Origin of the sequence: Microcoleus sp. w1-18aA5 (assembly GCF_036701705.1) — a bacterium.
Taxonomy (GTDB): domain Bacteria; phylum Cyanobacteriota; class Cyanobacteriia; order Cyanobacteriales; family Microcoleaceae; genus Microcoleus.
The window spans coordinates 36433-57324 of record NZ_JAUPTE010000001.1 but is presented as its reverse complement, the minus strand read 5'-3'; the positions used below and the strand labels follow the sequence as shown (position 1 = coordinate 57324).

Here is a 20892-nt window from a genome sequence, read left to right as displayed (position 1 = left end):
GCTATTTACAAATAGGAAATAAGATGGTAATTGAGTGGCTCAAATTTAAAGTACCTCAAGAAAAGTGGGAGCAGTTTATTCAGCGAGATCAGGAAGTTTGGACTGAGGGACTAAAAAATTGGGACGGTTTTTTAGGCAAAGAAATTTGGGTAGATCCGGTGGAAAATGAGGTGGTGATGTTGATTCGCTGGGAAACTAGGGAGAAGTGGAAGTCTGTGCCACAAAGTACAATAGATGAGTTGGATGCCCAAATGGGGGATTTGCACATTGCGATCGCCGAAAGTCGCGAATATCAAGTTCGCAAGTTTTTGCATTAGTTAGTCAGCAGTCAGTTGCTCGTGGTAATTTTTGAAAGATTAATCATGCGTTTTACCTTGATTTTACCGCAGACATCGATTTGGTATTTGGTGTGAAGGGCGATCGAGCAGGGTAGAATCATCGCAGTGTTGGGTATTTGGTGTTAGGGGCGATCGCACTTTCATTTTACGCGATCGGTCATCAGAAACAAGAAAGGGCGATGTTATGCGATGTTATTTTCTTTAACTTCTGCTATCGGCTCAACAATAGCTACCAAAGCAACAGGAATCGGCACGAAATAACTTGACTCTTCATCTAAGAAATCATCACCACCCATGCTGAAAGAATCTTGAACCCATTGAGAGATATCCCGCCCTGCTAATTTTGCCAGCTCGATTTCTTCGGGTGATAGAGAGACTACACCTTGAACAATTTGCGCCTCCAAGAAAGTAATCATGTCATGTACTTCAATAGCAGAAGCACCATCGGGATTGACTGGCTGACTAAAATCAGTTGTAAAAATGTAGTATGTCAAGTATTTAGCTGAGTCTGATGATTTGTTTTTCTCCAATTCTCGTAATGGATGGGTTGCAAACAGCAAGTAAGAGCAGCCTTTAATATCTGGAAAATGTTCGCACAACTTTTGTGCAGAAACCGCCATAAAATCCGCTTGTCTTTGTCTAGCAAGAGACTGGGTTAAGGCTCCAATTGGATCAATGTCAAAAAAAGGTTGATGTTGTTGTTTTGTATCTCCCTCACTTTTTTTCTGGTTCCAAGGCAACAACCCTGCTAATCGATCGGGAGTTTTTTCTTGGCTAAAAAGAGCAAATTCTGGGTCAAAGTTAAATTTTCTATCTTTTTTGTTTTTCTGCTTGATTACGAGAACTTCAGAAACTGCTGACTCCATCTCTGTTTTCTCTTCTCCAAAAACAGGACGTTGCCATTCTTTGGATTCAAAAACTAATTTATGCTTGTAAGTATCGTATTGAGTAACTTCCAAATTATGCCAATTTTTGAGGCGTTTAAGTAGCTTATCGCGATCGAGAACCTCAATGGGTTTTAGCTGTTCATTTAACTTACGAAGCTCTGTCTCCATGAGATCACTGCTTTCCTTTGCTACTTGTAGAATTTTGTCTACAGTTTGTCCATCACCACTGTCATCTTCAATAGCACTTGCAATTTTGCCCTCTTGCTTATTATCAAGCTGTCCCAAAATTTTCAATTGCATACGCGGATCTGTAACTCCTGCTGTTTCGAGACGCTTTAGTAAGGCTGTATCTCTTTTTTCGGCTAATGTACCTTCTAAAATGAGATAATAGGCAGTGACATCAGAAATTTGACCTAATCGAGCAACCCTCCCATTACGTTGCATTAAAACAGCAGGATCGGGACTGAGATCCCAATGCACAACTTTATTGGCTACTTGAAAATCTAATCCTTCGTCCGCCGCAGAAGTTGCGACAAGGATGCGGTATTTTTGGTTGCGATCGTAAAATTCCTTAACTACATTCTTTCGATCATCAGCACTCATCTCCCCAGTAAGAGCCCGACTTTGTTTAGGAAAAGTTGCGGTAATAATGGCAGTAGTTTGTAAGACCTCGGTAAAAACTAGAAAACGAGAATCGGGATGTTCTTCTAGCATAGCTCTTAGCCAGTTTAGCTTGGCATTTTCAACACTTCTACCTGATGCCAACAAGTCTAAGGCTAATTTTGTCAGTTCTAATATTTCCTCTATCGTTGCTTCTAAATCTGTATCATCGTCATCATCTCGATCATTTTTTTGTTTTGCGTTCTCCAGTAGTTTTTTCTGAAAGTCACGAATAGCAGGTATATTGCCATCCTTCAAGTGGGCAGAGTCAAATGAAAAATTACTGTCAGAAGGAAATATAACCTTTTTGGCGTATCCTGTAACTGTATCCCTCTCAGTATCAAATTTCGCTAGGTGTTTGGAAATCTCGCGAATTAATTTCCTTAAATCTTGAGTATCAGCGAAGTTATCTGTCTTATACTTGTGCTCATTTTGCCATTTTGGATGATGGCGGACACACCAACGAAATAGCCAACAAGCACCTGCAAGGGAACTACTGGTTAAACGTGTTTCAAGATGTGCTGTAGCAAACCCTCCAAAACTACCCCTATGATCTCGATAAATACGCTGTACTGTCCTTTTGATTTTTTCTAGCGTTGACAGATACTCTTCATCAGTTTTTTCGAGACTTGGCTCACCTTCGCGGTGGGGACGAACTATCCTTAATTTCGGAAATAATCTCTGATCAGACCAATTACGAATCTCATCCTGTTGCCGCCAGATGACTGCTACGGGTGAATCATCTTTTGATATTGCTGCTAAAAGTTGTTCCTGGCCAATATCGTTAGCATAGGCATTTTCCAAAGCAGTTTGGTGTACCAGTAATCGCAATAAATTTGTAAATTGATTGGCAGAGCGAAAAGGTGTAGCACTCATCAAGATAACTAGCTCTGGCGGTTCTGAGTCTTTCCAGAACTTACCTGCGATCATTTGATATGCAGTTTTATAAGCTTGTGTTGTATCAATTGCCGATTCTACATATGACTCCCCATTGATGAGGTTAGCATTGCTGGCACAGTGATGACATTCATCAATGATGATGATATTTGGTTTAACTCCTTTAGGTAGCTCTTTCTTATCATTAAGATATCGTCTAGCAGCGTGCATACTAGCAATCCGAATCCCTTTTTGACTAATGCTATCGCCATATTGTCTAAAAGAATCTACAACACTAATAATGCTTCCATCAACAGAATCTTTAATCACACTACGTAGTTTATCTCTAACATCTTCGGTTAAGCCGCCAGAAGTTAGATAAAGACAACGCAAATCCTCTTTTTGTGCAATCAGCTTGTCTCTTAATATTAAGCCTATTTCAATTGTTTTACCTAAACCTACTTCGTCGGCGATCAGAATTCGCTTAATGCGAGACTGATGATTCTTAACATACTGTTGTAATGCTAATTGATGAGGAAAAGGATCTTTGTCACTAGCGGTAATCCGCCCCGAATAGATATTTGCGAGTAGCTCTAATGCACCCAACCTTAGAACAGTTTTAATATGATGCTGATGCTTTAGCTCATTTTTTTCGAGGACGCTTTCACCTGCATAGTATGTATGGTTTTCCTTGAAACGTAACCACACGTCAGGGAATTCTTCCTTAATTTTTTTCCATTGGCGTAAGTTTTTGAAGCGGATACCTCGCCCATCTAGTATGCTGTTTTCGCTGTCAGTTGTTTCGATTGTATAGGCTAAATGGGTATAGGCATTACGATCGACACTACTGGGATCAGCCCAGACAACATCTGCATGATTACCGCTCTCAGATGGGATCTCAAACAGCCTATACGTCATGCGTCTGTCCTCAGAAGTTTTTGATTATGCACAAGTTCCCAATGCCTTTTAAAGAAGTAAGCTTATTTTGGAAAGCAGTAACTACATTTTTTGAGGGCATAGCTTCCAATCATTTCGCCAGTATCAATATCGTAAACTGGAAGTCTTTTCCCATCACGAAAAACGTCAACTGGTATCATCCCAATATTATTAAGACCAATGAAAATGCTTAGGTCTGCATCTGCGAGATTGTGAGAACCCCCAAAATTATCTAGACCAACACGATGTAGTTCGCCAGTGTCGGGGTTGAGGATATACTCAAAGCCAATTTGTTGCGCTTTCTGATAAAGGGAAAGATTTGTAAGTCTCTTGCCCAAAAGCTTTAAATTTGACATGATTAATATTTTTTGACTATAAACAAGTTTTTCAATAATTTAATACTTGTCCCATCATCCTTACAAATCCAAGATTTGTCTAGCCCAAAAATGTTCAATTTTGTGAGCTGTTTTTCACCACTTTCAATCTTTTTAATCTAGTTTTGTACAAAAATGTGGAAAAATGTATTAAACTGTTCTTAAATGTGAGCTATAATACAAAAAATTCACCTCTCCCGGCCCCGATGAACCTAAAAGAAGCTTTAAAAATCGCCGATCGCATAGTCTTCGAGAAAACGGGTCAACACCTTGACGATTTACAAGCAGCGATACTCCGGGGAACTCTACAACGCGAGACATACAAGCACATAGCCAAAGACTTTGACTGTTCGGAAAGTAGTGTTAGGCAAGTTGGTTCGCAATTATGGCAGATACTTTCAGAAGAGTTGGGAGAAAATGTTAGTAAAACAAATTTTCGATCGGCAATGGAGAGATTGCAAAACTCTAATATTTTAAACTTTGCACATAACGTGAGCGGTAGTTTCAATATCTGTGGAGAAGGTAGACAGCCGCCAGATATATCAAACTCACATAATGACGAAATATCTAACCCAAAACCAATTAAAACTCCACATCAAGATTTAAGCGAAATGCCGGAGTTGGGCAATTTCTTCGATCGCACTTCCTCACTCCAAACCCTCACAACCTGGATTCTACAACAAAACTGCCGCCTCATCACCATCACCGGTATCAGCGGCATCGGCAAAACATCCCTAGCAGTAAAACTCGTACAACAAATCAAACACGAGTTTGAGTACGCAGTTTGGTACACACTAGACGAATTCCCCACCATAGATAAATTTCAATCTAACCTAACACAGCTTTTTTCCCAGTCAGAAAACCCTGATTCATCCCCAACAAACCAGAAACGCTTACCGCTGATTAAGTATTTACAAAACCATCGCTGTTTAGTAGTCTTGGATGACGTTCACAACCTTTTTTCTAGCGGCGAATTCGCAGGAAAGTATAAACCAAAATACGAAGAATATCGCTCCCTATTCAAACAAATAGAAAAATTATCCCATCAAAGTTGCTTTCTGCTACTCGGTTGGGAACCGCCGAAAGAAGTTCCTCAACTCACCAGCGAAAATACTCCCATTCGTACCTTACAACTCACTGGTTTAGACAATGCGGCTGCACGGGAAATTCTCAGAGATAAAGGATTAACAGAAATCGATAACTGCGAAGCACTCATTCACCGCTACCAAGGCAATCCGTTATGGTTAAAAAGCGTGGCGACTTTGATTCAAGAGTTGGGAATCGGCGCGACCGAGTTATTAATAGATGATACCATATTGTTACCAGAAGATGTAAAAGATGTTTTACACGAGCAGTACGATCGCACTTCCGAACTAGAAAAACAAGTCATGTCATTGTTGGCGACAGAAAACCAGCCAGTCAACTTCGCCAAATTGCTACAACATGGACAAATATCATCATCAGATTTGCTAAACGCATTGCAATCTCTATCGCGGCGCTGCTTGCTCGAAAAAGAAGCAAGTCTTTACACTTTGTCACCTGTACTGAAGCAGTATATCAAAACTAGACGATCGCACTTAACAAACATCGACAGTGAATAAACATTTCAAACAACACCGCTTGTCAACTCTTGTTTTCTCAAATTCGGCAACAATGCCAAAACATCCAAATACCACCACCAACGCTGAGGTGTAATCTCCTCAAATTTGCGCTTCTGCATTAAATCCACAAATCTCGACAACTCCTCATAAAACTCCCTTGCTTGTTCAACTAACCGTCGATCGGCATTGGCTAATAAACCTTTCTCTTCCTCACTCAGTTGAGATTCAACTTTTGCCAACTCATCTCTAAGTTGCAACATTTCTAAATGTTCAGCCCCACTCACATCAGGAAATTCAACCATTACACAATAGTTTTTTACCAAAGTATTCATAACAAATCCTTAACTAAACCTACATAAATAAACATTGAATTAGCCAGGTAGCTTTCCGGTTCCTTTGGAGGAAAAGCCGTTTCTAAAACTCCATCCAAGCCCATCATTACCAGCCATATTGTGTTATTTACACTGCTGGTAACTGTCGGATAAAACGTTTCTTCGTAGACATACACATAAACTTTAGCATCAGCATCCCTGACAATTAAACTGATAACTCCATTATATTCTTCAAGGGTCGCATCCGGCCCTAAATGACCTAAATTAATCCTTTTGAGTAAATGAGACATTCCTTTTCCAGGTTTCCAGAAAATTCCGTCTCTCACCCGCTCAATTGCCTGCACAATCTCTAATTGCCTACCTTCATCAAAAATCAACTTTAACCTTGCATGAAAAAAAGTTAACTGCAAACAAACATATTATAACCTATAATATTTAACTGTTAACAGTCTGTGCTATCATAGAATACAAAACTTATTGAGTCGAGTTATATGACCACAATAACTACAGTCACAACAGCCTCAAAACTCGCTGATTACTACATCTGGTTCGCGAATGATGTAGGCTCCTATCTCAGCAACCACAAGCTACAAAAACTCTTGTACTACGCCCAAGCATGGTATTTAGCCTTTGAAGATACACCGCTTTTTGATGAAGATTTTGAAGCTTGGGTGCACGGGCCGACTATCCCGGCTTTATTTTATGAATACAAAGAACAATTTGACTGGAAGCCAATTCTGAAAGAAGTCGAAAAACCAGAGTTTCCCAAAGAAGTACAAGAGTTTTTAGACGAGTTAGCTGACGATTATTTCTTCCGGGACGCTTATGAGTTAGAATTGATGGTGCGACGTGAAGACCCTTGGATTAATGCTAGAGGTGAGTTGCCAAGAGATGAACCTTCTCATGCTATTATTACGAAGGAATCAATGCGAGAATTTTACAAAACCCGTGTCATCGAAGAAGCATAAAAAAAGACAAGATACAGATATTCGTCGTCAGCCATCTTCAGCACCGAGAGAGGTTGTGAAAATACAAATACCGGAAGGAGTTAGTTTTTCTTTCAGGTATTATCAGGATGACAAAGATAAGTTTTCACTAGGCGGTAGAGATGCTAAGTATCTAGCATCTTTACTGAGAAGGCTGCGCGATTTGTCACAATTGAACGCTCAAGAAATTATCAACAATCAAAGTAAAAGTCTGCGCTGTCATGGCATAGTTTGGAAAAATACTACTGAACCTAATGGCTTTGGGATTCCCAATGAAGATATCCTAATCAATATCCCCTACCAGTTTCAAATATCTGCTAATGAATACGGCAGAGTGCATGGATTTTTTAGTGAAAATGTTTTTTATATTGTTTGGCTAGACCCCGACCACAATCTTTACAGTTGAAATTATAGCCGCAGGAAGAAGGAAGAAGGAAGAATGCAATCCAAACAAGTGAAATCGTACTGAAGATGCGAGACTTCTTGAAGAAGTTGGGAATCTCAAACAGTCCGGGACTCACTCCGACTAAATAAACCGGGTTTTTTACCTGATCAGGAGGCTGCGACGAAGTATTTTTGTAAAAAAACTTGGTTTCTGAACCCCATGCGTCCAGGACTAATTTTAAGAAAATTTTGCATAGAGAGCTGAAATAAAATTAACGCTTAAAAAGCCTACTCCTAGTACAAGAATGATAAAGATACCGATACTGAAAATAGACTTTAGCCGATCGCCAATTCCGGGTTTTTCTGAGTTCATTGGTCAATTTTTGCAGTAAATTTGAGAGGGACAATTCAGAAATAGTAGATTATACCAATGGGCGAACAAAAATGCAACTCCCGACAACCTCCAAACGACGATCGCCCTGAGTAGGTCGCATTTTTTAACTTTTAATCTAAAATCTAAAATCTAAAATAGTCTTGGGCATTTTTCGGTTAGCCTGGGCAGCTATTGTCGATCGCCCGAACCCGATCGCGCTAACTCCTGTAAAATAGAGAGCGCGTTGGGGCGAACCTTTTAACAGCCGGAATTGGGCGCGATCGCCACAGGCTCCCAAATACATAATAATATGGCAGTCATCCTTAACTTACTCACAAAGGTAAAAATAGAAGAGTGCCAAGAAATAATCTAAAACATATAACTGAAAAAAGGATAGAAATCGATGCTCCACCCAATCTCGCAACCTTACCCACAACGAGTAAATACTATGACCCAAAGAGCCGTGCGGAAGCCAAAACCCTCTGTTGCAAACCACTTGAGGCAAAGTTTTCCTCAAAGACACTGGCTGGAGCTGGCAGAGTACGCCTCTCTGGCGGCCTCTGGTGTGGGTTCCCTGGCGGTGGCAGTGTCGGGTCAAGCTTTTTACGGGGTGGCTCCCCTAACTTTGGCTTTGTCGCTGAATGTTGCTAACCGGTATCGATTCGAGCAGCAAGTGCGGGTGCATCAAAATTCGGAAATGGCCCAAGTCCAAAAGTCTGTCAATAAAGTCGAAAAAACGGCGGTGACGGTAATTGTTAAATTACGCAAGCAGTTGTCAGCAGATATTGCAGCGCTGCGCCAGCAAATGGCTGCCATGCCTAGGGCTGAGGGCTTTGAGGAGTCAATGGACATCCAGCGGCAGTTGGTGAGTTTAGGAGAGTCTGTAGCTTCTTTGCAAGAAATCGTGGCCTCTGCTGTGCTCGATGTCCGCCAGCAGGTGAGCGCACAACTACAAGATTTATCGATTGGCCAACAGGCGAATCTCCAAGCTGTGGAAGAGGCTATAGAGCAACTGCAAAGCGCGACGCAAGGCTTGACAGAAACTTCTATCACCAGAGACGACTGGGAAGTAGTAAATACTAGATTTTTGGAAATCCAGAAAGTCATGGCCAATTTGCAAAGCCAACTGCTAGCTCCCGCGCACCAATCGACTGCGGATTTGTCTCTGGTCCAAGCTCAAATCCACCGTTTGGAACACGAGCAGCAAGAAGTTGTCAAACCTCACCTCAAGCGCTTAATCTCAGTTGTCAAGGAGTTGCAGCACACACCAGAGAATCGTCAGTAGTCATAAGTCAGCAGTCATTAGTCATCAGTCATAAGGAAGATTTTTTGACTCTGAGATTCTGCGACTCACGCCTGATCGAGTCCTACTTTTTCGACAACTGTGTTAAAAGATTAAAAGCTAATCTGTCTAGTTCACCTGTTTTCAACCTGTTACAAGAAAAATCAATGACTGCAACCGTAACTATTGCTGATAACCCGTTACTAATCGGTCAAGGATTGCCTCCATTTGACGCGATCGAACCAGAACACGTAGTCCCCGCTGTTACCCAACTGCTGACCGAACTAGAAGCCTCGCTAGCTGACTTAGAATCGTCTGTAGAACCGACTTGGAGCGGCTTAGTAGAACCATTGCAGCGACTCGGAGAGCGTTTAAATTGGAGCTGGAGCATTGTCGGACATTTGATGGGTGTGAAAAATAGCCCGGAATTGCGATCGGCTCACGAAACAGTGCAGCCGGAAGTAGTAAAATTTTGGAGCAAGCTCAGTCAAAGCAAACCGCTTTATGAAGCTTTTAAAGCACTGCGGGCTAGCGAAAATTGGGACAGCTTAGAGTCAGCTCAAAAGCGAATTGTCGAAGCCGCTCTCCGAGACGCCCAACTCTCCGGCGTCGGTTTAGAAGGCGAGCAAAAAGAGCGTTTTAATGCCATTCAATTAGAATTGGCCGAAATTACTACCCAATTTTCCAATCACGTCCTCGACGCTACCAAAGCATTCAGCATCACCCTCACAAACAAAGACGAAATTGACGGTTTGCCTCCGAGTTTGTTGAGTTTAGCAGCTCAAGCCGCTCGCAGCGCTGGCGAAGAAAATGCGGATGCCGAAAACGGCCCTTGGCGGATTACTTTAGACTTTCCGAGTTACGGCCCTTTCATGCAGCACAGCACCCGCAGTGACTTGCGCGAAAAGTTGTACAAAGCTTTTATCGGCAGAGCAAGTAGCGGAGAATTGAATAACTGGCCGTTGACCGATCGCATTTTAGCTTTGCGCCAGGAAAAAGCTGCATTGCTCGGGTTTAGTAGTTATGCCGAATTGAGCTTGGCGAGCAAAATGGCTCCCGACGTGACAGCAGTGGAAGCTTTGTTAGAAGAATTGCGCCAGGCTAGTTATGATGCTGCTGTCAAAGATTTAGAAGAATTAAAAGCTTTTGCTGCCGAAAAAGGCGCGGCGGAAGGTGGAGATTTGAAGCACTGGGATATTGGTTTTTGGTCGGAACGGCGTCGGGAAGAAAAGTTTGCTTTTAGTGCCGAAGAATTGCGACCTTATTTTGCTTTGCCACAGGTATTAGAGGGGTTATTTGGATTAGTAAAACGCCTGTTCGGCGTGACAGTAACTGCGGCGGACGGTCAAACTCCTGTCTGGCACAAAGATGTGCGCTATTTCCAAATAAATGATGAAGCAGGAAATACGATCGCCAATTTCTATTTAGACCCCTACAGTCGCCCCGAGGAAAAGCGCGGCGGTGCTTGGATGGACGAGTGCGTGGTGCGCGCTAAATTTGTGGAAGCCGGAAAGACAACCACGCGGTTGCCGGTGGCTTATTTGGTGTGCAACCAAAGTCCTCCGGTTGACGGCAAACCGAGTTTAATGACTTTCTTGGAAGTCGAAACTTTGTTTCACGAATTCGGTCACGGTTTGCAGCATATGCTGACAACGGTAGACTATCCGGGGGCTTCGGGCATTAATAATGTTGAGTGGGATGCAGTGGAATTGCCCAGTCAATTTATGGAAAATTGGTGTTACGATCGCGCTACTTTGTTCGGGATGGCAAAGAATTACGAAACCGGGGAAACTTTGCCGGAACACTACTACCAAAAACTGCTAGCAGCGCGCCACTACATGAGCGGCACCGTCATGCTCAGGCAAGTACATTTTAGCAGCGTTGACATCGAATTGCACCACCGCTATCGATCGGGTGGCAGCGAAACTGTGGCCGATGTCCGCAACCGTATCGCTAAAACTACGACTGTTTTGCCTCCTCTGGAAGAAGACGCATTTTTGTGCGCTTTCGGACACATTTTTGCGGGCGGGTATGCGGCGGGGTATTACAGTTATAAATGGGCGGAAGTGCTCAGCGCGGATGCTTTTGCGGCGTTTGAGGAAGCTGGTTTGGAAGATGAAAGTGCGATCGCGTCTACAGGTAAGCGCTTCCGAGATACAGTGTTAGGATTGGGCGGCAGTTTGCACCCGATGGAAGTGTTTAAAACTTTCCGGGGACGCGAACCGAGCACTAAAGCTTTGTTGAGACACAGCGGTTTAGTTGCCGCTTAATTAAGTGTGGAATAACTGGGGATTAATGCGGGTGAATTTATCTGCATTAATCCCTTTTTTTTGTTTAATAAGATTTATACATACATATCCTGTATGTTTAGGGTGCGGTGTGCATGAAGTCTTACCGCTATAATTCATATCAAATCCGGTAGCATCGGAATTATTCATCTCTCTGTTCTCTCTCTGACTCTGTGTTCTCTGTGTCCTCTGCGGTTTAATCATTCCAATTCAACCGGAATTGATATCATGCGTAAAACCACTTTTTGCCTAACTTGTGCTGAATTCAAAATGTTTGTAGTAAAAACTAAAATATTCAGATTTTTATACTAATTCCCCCATTTTTGCTAGCTAGAATCCTGCGACCATCTGTAGGAAAAAAGCACTGCAATTTCCGGCGCGAGACTAGGCAAATTTTCATAATAGTTATAAAATTGATAACTCTAGCCACACTTTTTTTATTTGTATTAATAGGACTAAAGTCCTCACTAAAAACCACTTTTATTGGTATAACACGATCCAAGAAATATCTGTAGTTTGACACATCATCCCCAATCTTTTGGTTAAAAATCGGGCAGAAAGTGCGTTAGCGAAGCCCTCGAAGAGGATCGCCAGCAGCTTTTAGTTTAAGTTGAAGGCTGATACAACCAGCATTGGCGAATATTTGCTGTCATCGATCACTGATTATACTTAAGTTTCCCTTTCCCTAAAATTAAATTTATATTTCGCAACATTTACGGTTTTTTTCTCGATACAGCTAATGCTTTTATTTGCAACTAAAAATCGACGCTTTTACCGAATCTTTAAGATAGAGTGGCAACAGCGAGCTTTTTTTAAATTTTTGATAAAGAACCGGGTACTCGGCGTCAAAACGGTAAAAATTTTAGGTAGAAACTAAAAAAATTAGTTGGGATTAATTTGAGGATTGTAATAAAAAATATTTGTATATATGATAAAAAGTAAGGATTGATAGTCAATCGTTCACCTACAGATTAAGAATTTCATGGATATTCAATTAATTAATATCGGTTTTGGTAACATTGTGTCTGCTAATCGAGTGATTGCCATTGTCAGTCCAGAGTCAGCGCCAATTAAGCGGATTATTACTGATGCGCGGGAGCGGGGACAACTGGTTGACGCAACTTACGGCCGCCGCACGAGAGCGGTAATTATTACAGATTCGAGTCACGTCATCCTCTCGGCGATTCAGCCGGAAACGGTTGCTAATCGTTTTGTGGTGAGCAAAGAAGGTCCAGGTCGGGATGATTGAGGTTTGTCAGTTGCAATTTGAGCGTTTACAGTCTAAAGTAAGCGGAAACTTAAATTGTTACACGTTTCTATTCTCAAAATGAAATCTGGTAAATTAATTGTTCTGACGGGGCCTAGCGGTGTAGGGAAAGGCACCTTAGTACGATCGCTCCTCAATCGCCATTCCGAATTGTATCTTTCGGTATCGGTGACAACTCGTGAGCCCCGTGAGGGAGAAATTGAGGGACAGCACTACTATTTTGTCAGCCGCAGCCACTTTGAAAAAATGGTTGAGGCTGGAGAGTTGGCGGAATGGGCCCAGTTTGCCGGTAATTTTTACGGTACTCCTTATTTTGGTCTCAAGCAAGGAATTGGTGAGGGAAAATGGGTAATCCTCGAAATTGAGTTGGAAGGGGCTAGGCAAATTAGGAATAATTTTCCAGAGGCGCTGCGAATTTTTATTTTACCTCCTTCTTGGGAAGAATTGGAACGGCGGCTGCGGAGTCGGGGTCAAGATTCCGAAACTGCGATCGCCCGTCGGTTGCTGCGGGCTAAAGAGGAAATTGAAGCGGCAGGGGAATTCGATTTCCAAGTTGTTAATGACGAGTTGGAAGTTGCTTTGAAAAAGCTAGAATCAATACTTAATTTGGTTGAGCTTTCAGGGGTAACTAATGACTAATGACTAATGACTAATTACCCATTTCTCCGTCCTGGCTAAAACTTCGCTACTTTGTTTGATAGCAACACAAACTTTTAAATTCAATTCCAGAATATTCAATGAAGGCGAAATTTTTCTCAACGGTTCAATTTCGCGAGCAGAACAGCCCAACATTTCCATATAAGCTAGCGTCCAGCCAATAGCTGCAATGTCCCCTACATTGCCTTCTCCGGCGCAAAGGTAACAATCCAATTCGCCCTCGGGCCCACACTCAGGACAAACCCAATTGCCCAGTTGTGAATTGGGCAGATTTATGCGGGAGGCGGATGCAATTGTTAATGCTTTAATATGATTTTGAACTACTTGTTTAAAACCTCGGTTTTGGTCGCTGCGGTGGTCGGAATTACCGTGCGATCGCCCGATTGCTACTGCTTGCTGTTGTGGCGAAGCAACAGAGGCTGTTTGGTTCTCCCTGGTTACTCTAGATTCGCCTAGATTCGCAGTTAGCTGAATACCATAGTCTTTCGACTCTTCAGTCTGAGAGTGGTTGAGTGCGCTGGAGGAATCGGGTTCGGAAGTTGTGAAGGATTGTTCTATGCGATCGGCAAAATCTTGCATTGAGAGATGATGTTCGATCGCCAAAGACCAAGTTCTTTTATGTCGGAGGTCGCCATATTTTCTGGCTTCTTCCTCAGTAATGCCGATCGCCGCAGCCTCTTGGCGCAGCACATTCATCGAAGTCATAAAAACCTCGCGGTAGCTTGGAAACCCAGTGGCTTTAGCCCTGGGAGGAAAAAGGACACGGGATACTTTAGTATCCCGTCAACAGTCTTAAAATCCATAATTGTACCCATCCTTTTGATGAATAGAAAAACAATATTTGTGATTGATTCCTTCGACTAATCCTTGGGCTGTTGACACATTAAAACTGCCAGATGAGCGGACAGCCACTCTGCCCGTATAAGTACCCATCTTTTTGCCCGAAGTAACAACGGCTTTTACAATATCCCCTGTCTGGAAACCCTTAACAAACTTAAATCTAGGAACGTACCTAGAAGGAAATCCCAATTTATCCGTGCGGCACATTTGCCTTGAACCATGCCCCGTCGCTTTGATATTTAAAGGCTGATTCGTTGATACGGAAATTTCAGGTGTATTGCCTACGCAAGCAGCATCAAAGAAGTGGGTTTTTGGCAGTCCCAGCCGTATGCGATTGAATTTAGTCAACCCGCCAGAACCTGCAATAATCTCTTTACCTGTCGCTTTTAAGCGATTAAATAAAGCCCATCGAGTCGAGTTAACAGCAGTGGCATCCTTCAACGGACGCTTAGCTTGTGCCACGATTTTTTTCAAAACATCGGTTTTTTTTGCCAAGAATATCTTGATGTCTTTAGTCCCTTTTTTTGTGTTGCAAGGTTCGCAAGCTAAGCACAGGTTAGATATTCTATTAGTTCCGCCCGACGCTCTAGGATGAATGTGTTCAACTTGTAGCGCTACATTCTCTATGCCACAGTAAGCGCACCGCCTATTCCATTTAGCAAGAAGATACTCGCGGACTTCGTAGCCTTGCAGCTCTCCTTGTTGATACTCAATCCCTGAAATCTCCGGGTTTTCCATTTTTTGTAAATCAAACCTAACCAATTCCTGAAAAATCGTCTTAACGGGTGCAAGCTTTGATAGTTTGTTGACCCAAGTTAAAGTCGTATCTACTCGGTGTTGGAGGCTGGGAGCTAACCAGGCTTTGGATCTAGTTCGGTTCAAAAATCTCGCTTGGCGATACCTTGTCTGCCGACTTCTGCGGTTGCGCCGCAGAGAACGACGCGACTCTAGCAATGCCTTGATCGTTTGCCCGCGATGGGTTAATTCGGCTACCCAGATCAGATTGGAATTCAGAAGTAGACCAAACCCAGTAACTTTTGAACCGGGGTCAATCTTTAAAGTGACAGGCTGTGGGTCTTGAGCTACCTTTTTTTTCAAAATTATAGTGAAAGGATAAAGCCTGAAAACTTTACATTTGCCAACCTTTAACAGTTTGCGTGCCAAAGATGGTTTGCATGGTGTTAGTGGTTTGCGGTTAGCATCTAGAACGAAAACGTAATTTGGTTGGATAGACATTGTTGTGTCCCTTCGATTTCTCGTAAAGTTCGCTTTGCCAATGTTATAAGGGCTTTTTACGCTTGCAACACTATTCCAGTGACCTTAGAATTGTTTAATTGCAAACAACAGAGCGGAAAACTAGCGTCGCATTTTCCGGTGTTTTGACCCCCATAACGTAGCCAGTTAAGGCTTAGGCGGGTAAGCACGGCTTCAGTTTATTTGCTGAAGCCCCGTGTCTTTAGACCGGGGTTGCTTACTGTATCTGATATCATTAGTTTGTTTGCAGTTAAAATTACGATCGCCGGCTCAGCCTACAAATAAATTACCTTAGATATACTACAATAGTCCGGACTATTTTGAGATCCTAGTCGGAAACCCTTGATTTTCCGTTAGGAAGTCGATTATGCAATCGCCCTGAAACCCTTATTTTACGCTTGGCAATCACACACTGTCCGAAGTGTTGATAGTAGCCTAAATCTAAAATCTAAAATCTAAAATCTAAAATTGGATGACTTCAATTCTTCCCGATACAGCTTTATCTGTTGCCGGACTAACATCATACCTGCAAGACTTGTTGGAGGGCGATCGCAACCTGCAATCAGTTTGGCTGACAGGCGAGGTGTCGAACGTTTCGCACCACCCCAGCGGCTGCTTTTTCACTCTGTGCGACACCGACAAAAGCGCTGCTATTCGCTGCGTGGTGTGGAATTCTCAGCGGCAAAAATTGGTGCAAATCCCGGAAAAAGGGGAACAGTTGCTGGTTTTGGGAAGCATCCGGGTTTACAAAAATCGCGGCGAGTACCAGTTGACAGTAGTGCAATCGCTACCGGCTGGGGAAGGATTGCAGGCTTTGCGGTTGCAGCAATTGCGATCGCGCTTGGATGCTGAGGGTTTCTTCGATCCCGCCAGAAAGCGCCCGATTCCCGCACACCCGCAAATTGTGGCCGTGGTGACATCAGATACAGGCGCTGCTTGGGGAGACATTCAGCGGACTCTAGCCCAAAGATATCCGGGTTTGCGGGTGTTGCTGTCGCCGACAGGAGTGCAGGGAGAATTGGCTGCTGCTGCCATTGCTAGGGCGATCGCCCGCGTAGAATTGGACGGTAGGGCTGATGTGATCGTTTTAGCGCGCGGCGGCGGTTCTGCGGAAGATTTGGCTTGTTTTAATGATGAGAGAGTTGTCAGGGCGATCGCGAATTGTGCGATTCCAATTATCACTGGTATCGGGCACGAAAGAGACGAATCTCTTGCCGATTTAGTAGCAGATAAACGAGCCCACACTCCAACAGCGGCGGCGGCTCAAGCTGTACCAATTTTAGCCGATATTTACTTTGAACACAAGCAGCGAATGGTCAATTTAGCAAACGCTGTACGGGCCAGATTTCAGGCAGAAGAAGAGCATTTACAACTATTACAAAATCGATTAAAACGCTTGCCTGCGACATCCCGAACTTTGCGGCAAGCAACTGGTAAACTGGAGGTATTGCAAGAAAAGTTATCCGCACTGAATCCGGCTGCCGTTTTGCAAAGGGGTTATGCGGCGGTAATCCAAAGTGACGGTACGATTGTCCGCACAACTGACGGTTTGGAATTGGGAGAAGAATTGACTGTGAGGTTGAGTCGGGGCGTGCTGAAAGTTAAGATTGTAGAAGTATTGGATGCGGCAGAAAAGTTATGATTGATTCGCAGTTGCGCCAGTCTGACTGGAATTATGAGGAAACGGTCGATCGAATTGAAGCGATTATCGATCGGGTGGAATCGGGAGAGTTGCCTCTAGAGGAGGTTTTCGAGCAGTTTGGGGAGGCTGTGGAGTGTTGGCAGGAGTGCGAAAGATTTTTGGCGCGGGGGAAGGAACAGATGGATTTGTCGATCGAGCTTTTGGCTGCGGAACCCGATTTTTAAGCGCAGATTAACGGGGATTAATGTGGATGAAATAGCGCGTTTTGTCGAAAGTCCGACAGCGGATTAATTCCCTGTCTAATAGCGAAAGTCCTCGCTATTAGGAGTGTTAAACTCATGATACTAAATCTGGGTTGGCTACCCCCTTTCTCCTTACCAAACGCCGAATCAGCATCGACATTCTTTGCCTAGAAACCGGGTTACTTTGCATAACTCTTTTATTTGAATCTTTTAGTCAGATTCATCTTCCGATATTGCTTGATACTCCAAAAGCTGTTCCCCTCGGATAATCCACAATTTACCCGTAACTTCTGCCGCCTCCAATCCGCGAATTAATATTTCTACTGCCGCTTGCAAATCTTGCGGTTTCGCTTGAGAAGGCAGACGCAGTAACACAACCCCAGAATAATCAGAAGGATTGTAGCGGAGGCGATTGCCAAACCCCCTATCCAAAGTCACCAAACATCTACCTTCCCTCCGACAGATATCAATCAACAATCCATCCGCTGTTGAACTCAAATTTTGTTCCCTTCCCGTACAGTCGCAACATCGTGGCCAGCTAAACGTAACAGCGAAACAACGCGGATGCTGCCCAAATTTTCATCAAGTTTTAACTTCACTTTAAAACTACCTTTTTTTCACCCACAGGAATTTCGACATAACAATCTCTTGCCAACTCAGCCCCATAAGCAATACAAGCCAAAACGTCTTCTCGTTCAATTCCCGGATATTCCTCAAGCAATTCTTCAAAAGTCATTCCACTAGCGAGAAAGTCAAGAATCAGAGAAACCCAGATGCGATGACCGCGAATACAGGGTTTGCCAAAGCAGATATTCGAGTCGATTGAGATGCGAGACAGTAAATTATTTTGAGTCATGTCTTTTCAATTACATATTTTCCATTGATTCATTTTAATGAATTTTACGATTGAGTTGCGGGGGCCCATAAACCGGGTTTGATGGACGACAATATTTCGTTTCAACCCGCAGATGTCGCCAAAAACCCGGTTTCTTCTGTCGGTGGGAATTCATAAACCGGGTTTGATGGACGAAAATATTTCGTTTCAACCCGCAGATGTGGTCAAAAACCCGGTTTCTTCAGTCGATGGGAACCCCTACAAGTCATCACCATCTCCCCAAATCTCCGCTAACTTCTCCAACAAATCTTCAGCAATCAGATTCAGTTCCGCTTTCACATCCTCCTCAATATCTGAAGCTTTCTCAACAGGTGAAGATTTATCACGAGAGAAAGATATATCTCTATTTCCCAAACCTCCACTGCTAGAACCACTTCCCGCTAAAGCCTTCCCCCCTTCATATCCCCAGTCAGATTTCTCACTACTGTGCAAAACTTTATTCAAAATTGCCACAATTTCAGAAATAGATTTGTTTTGCAAATTCTCCCGAACTTGTGCTTGTACGGGGTCATCTTCTCCCAAATCAGATAGCAACTCTTCAATTTCACCTTGCAACAGCGGAATTGCCAACTCAATCCGATCCAAATAATCCCACAATTCCTCAACTGGTTTGAGATTAGTTAGATAAATTTCTTCATTTCCCTCCTGAATTTCCACAGCCGGAATAAAGCCCAAAACTTTCACCTTATCGAAAGGTTCGGCAAACTGAACGACGATATATGCAATGCGGTTTCCTCGCACTTCCGGCAGAGAAATCGCCGATTCTCCAAGCTGAACCGGACAGCATTCTATCTTGCCAATCCCCGGCAAAACCAAATCGCCGACATCCAAAACCGCCCGCATTGCTGGATTCCAACTATCACCGCCATCAATATCGGTTTCCATTTCCATCCATTCCAAAAAATAGTTAACCGCCCAAACCGCCAGGGTGTTGAAATAAACCCGCTTGCCTTTTTGCGGATTAGCTTGCTCAGAAGCAAATTGCAGAGCTAAATTGCGGGCAGTTTGCTCCAGAGGAATTTGTAACAAATAAGTATCCATGCTATTCACCATTATTCCTCCGGTTGATATCCACATTCTTTAGCAATTCTATTGCCAATCTCTTTGACGAGTTCAAAACCTGTTCTTTTCCAGTGAGAGTTGAGCGTTTGATAGTCAATATTTAAGTCTCTGGCAATTACCGATAATTTATCAGGAGGGCCTTTCAGCAGCAATCGCACTGCCAGTATGTGACAATTGGCATCCGGTCGAGGGCGACGATTTTCGGGAGTGTTTGGCTGAGTCTTATCTATTTTTTCATTGGGATAACTGTTTCGCAGTTCTCCCGTCGGATCGTCTTCAATACACTGCCATAGTTTGCGACCGATGCGCTGCTTATTGTGAGCTTGTTCTCTCTCGATGAGTTGCTCAATCCCATTTTTTGTGGTATCGTCTATCGGTTGTTGAGCCTCAAATTTTTCCCCTGGGTTGCTCGTAATCGGAGTATCAAAACTAACAGTAAAAATCTGTTGCTGCATCCGGCGATATTGGTCATAGACCTTGTTCTTGAGAGTTTTATTGAACCGCTGAACTACTCGGGTTCGCAACACATCAACAGCGAGATTGTCGAGGTCAATTGCCCGCAAAAATACCGAAAGCGTTTTGATAAAACCGCAATAAGCTTCCTGCATCATTTCCTCTAAATCAATATTAGGATAAGGATGCTTGCGAATTCCGGGCAAATCGGGAATGAGTTGGCACAATTGATTTTTGAGTCTTTCTTTTTCCTGACTCCCCTCTGGCGAGTCTTTCAAGAGTTGTAGAAGTTGGCGTAACTGTTCGTCGGTGTTCACTGGCACGTTCGGATGACATCGAGATAATTCGATTTTCCCAGGGAAAATAGCGCTGTAACGTGCCAACAGTAACAAAGTCAACGAAATCGGTTTGAGTTCCCAACCCGTGGGTGGAAGCAACAAGCTGAAACTTGCCGCTACAGGAACTAAACCTGCTAAGGGTTCGACGGGGGTATCATGTCTCGTCATAGTCCAGTTTTTGCGTGTTGATACTCTGATATCGCAGGTTTTGGCGGCTTTATGCAGAATTGAGCAAAAATTTTTCGTAAAGGCAATGCGATAAGGACTGAAGTCCTTACTACGAAATTAATCCGGTGTAAAATTAACAATCATAGGGACTTCTCCACTGCGCTTTTGAAGGGATATCGCAGGAGTCACCCAGTTTATGCACATTCCAAAAATAAATCATATCAAACCCTATTGATACCAAAGGATTTGATATGAAGCGAATTCTATTAGCCAGGATTTGGTATAACGCAGTTTCTACAATTTGTCGATCGACCTTTTGGCTTGATCGGCCAGATTTTTCACCGCATTTTTTGCATCTTCTGCTGCGTGGCGGGCGGCAGCTTCGGCTTGTTTGGCTTTACCTTCAACCTGGTCTTTTCTGTTGCCCGTGATACTACCGAAAATTTCCTGAGCTTTGCCTTCTAAATTTTTGCCGATCGCCTTAGCTCTGTCTTCTGCACTCATAATAAGCTCCGTTTGGCAAGTTGCTATAGTAACATTGTAAAATCAACTCGCCTGCAATTGCCTTTAACTTCATATTAATTTATATTCTGCTTGACCTCGGTCTTCTTCTGATGACTTACTTAGTGCAAATTCCTCCCTCAAAAAGCGAAAGATTCCTTTTTTTTACCACTGAATACGTCGGCAAAATTCGTCATAACTGAGATGTTGCACCATTCTCCAGAACGGGCAAGATGCCCGTTCCACAAAAGATAAA

General features: G+C 43.2%; 22 protein-coding genes. 10 read left to right on the top strand and 12 right to left on the bottom strand.

The genetic code is table 11. The features are described from left to right. Nucleotides 1–23: 23 nt before the first annotated feature. Nucleotides 24–317, top strand: coding sequence for a TIGR03792 family protein (locus Q5691_RS00275; RefSeq protein ID WP_333309966.1), 294 nt, complete (start codon nt 24–26; stop codon nt 315–317). Between the two features lie 203 nt (nt 318–520). On the opposite strand, the gene Q5691_RS00270 is transcribed toward Q5691_RS00275, so the two are convergent. Together Q5691_RS00270 and Q5691_RS00265 are read right to left on the bottom strand one after the other, a co-directional pair. Further along, entirely contained in the window at nt 521–3679 is a 3159-nt protein-coding gene (locus Q5691_RS00270) for a helicase-related protein (protein ID WP_333343704.1), read from the bottom strand. 62 nt (nt 3680–3741) lie between these two features. Beyond that, the gene (locus Q5691_RS00265; RefSeq protein ID WP_333343703.1) at nt 3742–4053 is read right to left on the bottom strand and encodes a hypothetical protein; all 312 of its coding nucleotides are present in this window, start codon (nt 4051–4053) and stop codon (nt 3742–3744) included. Nucleotides 4054–4277: 224 nt separating this feature from the next. On the opposite strand from Q5691_RS00265, the gene Q5691_RS00260 reads away from it, so the two are divergent. Beyond that, a complete protein-coding gene (locus tag Q5691_RS00260) occupies nt 4278–5672 on the top strand; it encodes an NB-ARC domain-containing protein (RefSeq protein ID WP_333343702.1) in 1395 nt (464 codons plus the stop codon). 5 nt (nt 5673–5677) lie between these two features. On the opposite strand, the gene Q5691_RS00255 is transcribed toward Q5691_RS00260, so the two are convergent. Both Q5691_RS00255 and Q5691_RS00250 read right to left on the bottom strand, forming a co-directional pair. Then, nucleotides 5678–5974, bottom strand: a complete 297-nt coding sequence (locus Q5691_RS00255; RefSeq protein WP_333292716.1) for a hypothetical protein — start codon at nt 5972–5974, stop codon at nt 5678–5680. Between the two features lie 26 nt (nt 5975–6000). After that, nucleotides 6001–6414, bottom strand: a complete 414-nt coding sequence (locus Q5691_RS00250; RefSeq protein WP_333343701.1) for a hypothetical protein — start codon at nt 6412–6414, stop codon at nt 6001–6003. Nucleotides 6415–6495: 81 nt separating this feature from the next. Here Q5691_RS00250 and Q5691_RS00245 point away from each other — a divergent pair, with 81 nt between their 5' ends. Together Q5691_RS00245 and Q5691_RS00240 are read left to right on the top strand one after the other, a co-directional pair. Next, nucleotides 6496–6972 (top strand): type II toxin-antitoxin system antitoxin SocA domain-containing protein, encoded by a 477-nt coding sequence (locus Q5691_RS00245; protein WP_333343700.1) that lies wholly within the window; start codon nt 6496–6498, stop codon nt 6970–6972. A 55-nt stretch (nt 6973–7027) separates the two neighbouring features. After that, the gene (locus Q5691_RS00240; protein ID WP_333343699.1) at nt 7028–7396 is read left to right on the top strand and encodes a hypothetical protein; all 369 of its coding nucleotides are present in this window, start codon (nt 7028–7030) and stop codon (nt 7394–7396) included. 487 nt (nt 7397–7883) lie between these two features. On the opposite strand, the gene Q5691_RS00235 is transcribed toward Q5691_RS00240, so the two are convergent. Further along, nucleotides 7884–8051, bottom strand: a complete 168-nt coding sequence (locus Q5691_RS00235; protein WP_333210959.1) for a hypothetical protein — start codon at nt 8049–8051, stop codon at nt 7884–7886. A 144-nt stretch (nt 8052–8195) separates the two neighbouring features. Here Q5691_RS00235 and Q5691_RS00230 point away from each other — a divergent pair, with 144 nt between their 5' ends. The 4 genes from Q5691_RS00230 to gmk all read left to right on the top strand — a co-directional run bounded on the left by Q5691_RS00230 (nt 8196) and on the right by gmk (nt 13223). Continuing rightward, nucleotides 8196–9032, top strand: coding sequence for a hypothetical protein (locus tag Q5691_RS00230; protein WP_333210961.1), 837 nt, complete (start codon nt 8196–8198; stop codon nt 9030–9032). 164 nt (nt 9033–9196) lie between these two features. Next, entirely contained in the window at nt 9197–11299 is a 2103-nt protein-coding gene (locus Q5691_RS00225) for a M3 family metallopeptidase (protein ID WP_333343698.1), read from the top strand. A gap of 1000 nt (nt 11300–12299) precedes the next feature. Continuing rightward, nucleotides 12300–12566 (top strand): extracellular matrix/biofilm regulator RemA, encoded by a 267-nt coding sequence (remA, locus tag Q5691_RS00220; protein ID WP_333343697.1) that lies wholly within the window; start codon nt 12300–12302, stop codon nt 12564–12566. Nucleotides 12567–12644: 78 nt separating this feature from the next. Then, on the top strand, nt 12645–13223 hold the full coding sequence (gene gmk, locus Q5691_RS00215; RefSeq protein ID WP_333343759.1) for a guanylate kinase: 579 nt from the start codon (nt 12645–12647) through the stop codon (nt 13221–13223). Nucleotides 13224–13226: 3 nt separating this feature from the next. Here gmk and Q5691_RS00210 read toward each other — a convergent pair whose 3' ends face one another. Both Q5691_RS00210 and iscB read right to left on the bottom strand, forming a co-directional pair. Further along, nucleotides 13227–13946, bottom strand: coding sequence for a hypothetical protein (locus Q5691_RS00210; RefSeq protein ID WP_333310000.1), 720 nt, complete (start codon nt 13944–13946; stop codon nt 13227–13229). Between the two features lie 87 nt (nt 13947–14033). Continuing rightward, the gene (gene iscB / locus Q5691_RS00205; protein WP_333210970.1) at nt 14034–15317 is read right to left on the bottom strand and encodes an RNA-guided endonuclease IscB; all 1284 of its coding nucleotides are present in this window, start codon (nt 15315–15317) and stop codon (nt 14034–14036) included. 490 nt (nt 15318–15807) lie between these two features. On the opposite strand from iscB, the gene xseA reads away from it, so the two are divergent. Then, nucleotides 15808–16977 (top strand): exodeoxyribonuclease VII large subunit, encoded by a 1170-nt coding sequence (gene xseA, locus Q5691_RS00200; protein ID WP_333343696.1) that lies wholly within the window; start codon nt 15808–15810, stop codon nt 16975–16977. After that, a complete protein-coding gene (gene xseB, locus Q5691_RS00195) occupies nt 16974–17201 on the top strand; it encodes an exodeoxyribonuclease VII small subunit (protein WP_333310006.1) in 228 nt (75 codons plus the stop codon). Before xseA ends, xseB begins: the two co-directional genes overlap by 4 nt. Before the next feature lie 228 nt (nt 17202–17429). On the opposite strand, the gene Q5691_RS00190 is transcribed toward xseB, so the two are convergent. From Q5691_RS00190 to Q5691_RS00170, 5 genes are all read right to left on the bottom strand, one after another. Next, complete coding sequence (locus Q5691_RS00190; protein WP_333210975.1) at nt 17430–17717, bottom strand: DUF5615 family PIN-like protein; 288 nt, start codon at nt 17715–17717, stop codon at nt 17430–17432. A 97-nt stretch (nt 17718–17814) separates the two neighbouring features. Next, nucleotides 17815–18075: a DUF433 domain-containing protein gene (locus Q5691_RS00185; RefSeq protein WP_332943370.1), complete on the bottom strand. Its 261-nt coding sequence runs from the start codon at nt 18073–18075 to the stop codon at nt 17815–17817. Between the two features lie 237 nt (nt 18076–18312). Beyond that, entirely contained in the window at nt 18313–19167 is an 855-nt protein-coding gene (locus Q5691_RS00180) for a DUF1822 family protein (protein ID WP_333210978.1), read from the bottom strand. Beyond that, nucleotides 19167–20135 (bottom strand): hypothetical protein, encoded by a 969-nt coding sequence (locus Q5691_RS00175; protein ID WP_333343695.1) that lies wholly within the window; start codon nt 20133–20135, stop codon nt 19167–19169. The genes Q5691_RS00180 and Q5691_RS00175 overlap by 1 nt, the downstream gene beginning before the upstream one ends. A gap of 294 nt (nt 20136–20429) precedes the next feature. Continuing rightward, a complete protein-coding gene (locus Q5691_RS00170) occupies nt 20430–20639 on the bottom strand; it encodes a CsbD family protein (protein ID WP_333215835.1) in 210 nt (69 codons plus the stop codon). Nucleotides 20640–20892: the final 253 nt, after the last annotated feature.

Excerpts from the sequence above, each read along its gene's own strand:
- Q5691_RS00235 (WP_333210959.1), bottom strand. The coding sequence starts at position 8,051 with ATGTATTTGGGAGCCTGTGGCGATCGCGCCCAATTCCGGCTGTTAAAA.
- iscB (WP_333210970.1), bottom strand. The coding sequence starts at position 15,317 with ATGTCTATCCAACCAAATTACGTTTTCGTTCTAGATGCTAACCGCAAA.
- Q5691_RS00260 (WP_333343702.1), top strand. The coding sequence starts at position 4,278 with ATGAACCTAAAAGAAGCTTTAAAAATCGCCGATCGCATAGTCTTCGAG.
- Q5691_RS00175 (WP_333343695.1), bottom strand. The coding sequence starts at position 20,135 with ATGACGAGACATGATACCCCCGTCGAACCCTTAGCAGGTTTAGTTCCT.
- Q5691_RS00185 (WP_332943370.1), bottom strand. The coding sequence starts at position 18,075 with ATGACTCAAAATAATTTACTGTCTCGCATCTCAATCGACTCGAATATC.
- remA (WP_333343697.1), top strand. The coding sequence starts at position 12,300 with ATGGATATTCAATTAATTAATATCGGTTTTGGTAACATTGTGTCTGCT.
- Q5691_RS00255 (WP_333292716.1), bottom strand. The coding sequence starts at position 5,974 with ATGGTTGAATTTCCTGATGTGAGTGGGGCTGAACATTTAGAAATGTTG.
- Q5691_RS00180 (WP_333210978.1), bottom strand. The coding sequence starts at position 19,167 with ATGGTGAATAGCATGGATACTTATTTGTTACAAATTCCTCTGGAGCAA.
- Q5691_RS00270 (WP_333343704.1), bottom strand. The coding sequence starts at position 3,679 with ATGACGTATAGGCTGTTTGAGATCCCATCTGAGAGCGGTAATCATGCA.
- Q5691_RS00275 (WP_333309966.1), top strand. The coding sequence starts at position 24 with ATGGTAATTGAGTGGCTCAAATTTAAAGTACCTCAAGAAAAGTGGGAG.
- xseA (WP_333343696.1), top strand. The coding sequence starts at position 15,808 with ATGACTTCAATTCTTCCCGATACAGCTTTATCTGTTGCCGGACTAACA.
- xseB (WP_333310006.1), top strand. The coding sequence starts at position 16,974 with ATGATTGATTCGCAGTTGCGCCAGTCTGACTGGAATTATGAGGAAACG.
- Q5691_RS00170 (WP_333215835.1), bottom strand. The coding sequence starts at position 20,639 with ATGAGTGCAGAAGACAGAGCTAAGGCGATCGGCAAAAATTTAGAAGGC.
- Q5691_RS00230 (WP_333210961.1), top strand. The coding sequence starts at position 8,196 with ATGACCCAAAGAGCCGTGCGGAAGCCAAAACCCTCTGTTGCAAACCAC.
- Q5691_RS00210 (WP_333310000.1), bottom strand. The coding sequence starts at position 13,946 with ATGACTTCGATGAATGTGCTGCGCCAAGAGGCTGCGGCGATCGGCATT.
- Q5691_RS00265 (WP_333343703.1), bottom strand. The coding sequence starts at position 4,053 with ATGTCAAATTTAAAGCTTTTGGGCAAGAGACTTACAAATCTTTCCCTT.
- Q5691_RS00245 (WP_333343700.1), top strand. The coding sequence starts at position 6,496 with ATGACCACAATAACTACAGTCACAACAGCCTCAAAACTCGCTGATTAC.
- gmk (WP_333343759.1), top strand. The coding sequence starts at position 12,645 with ATGAAATCTGGTAAATTAATTGTTCTGACGGGGCCTAGCGGTGTAGGG.
- Q5691_RS00225 (WP_333343698.1), top strand. The coding sequence starts at position 9,197 with ATGACTGCAACCGTAACTATTGCTGATAACCCGTTACTAATCGGTCAA.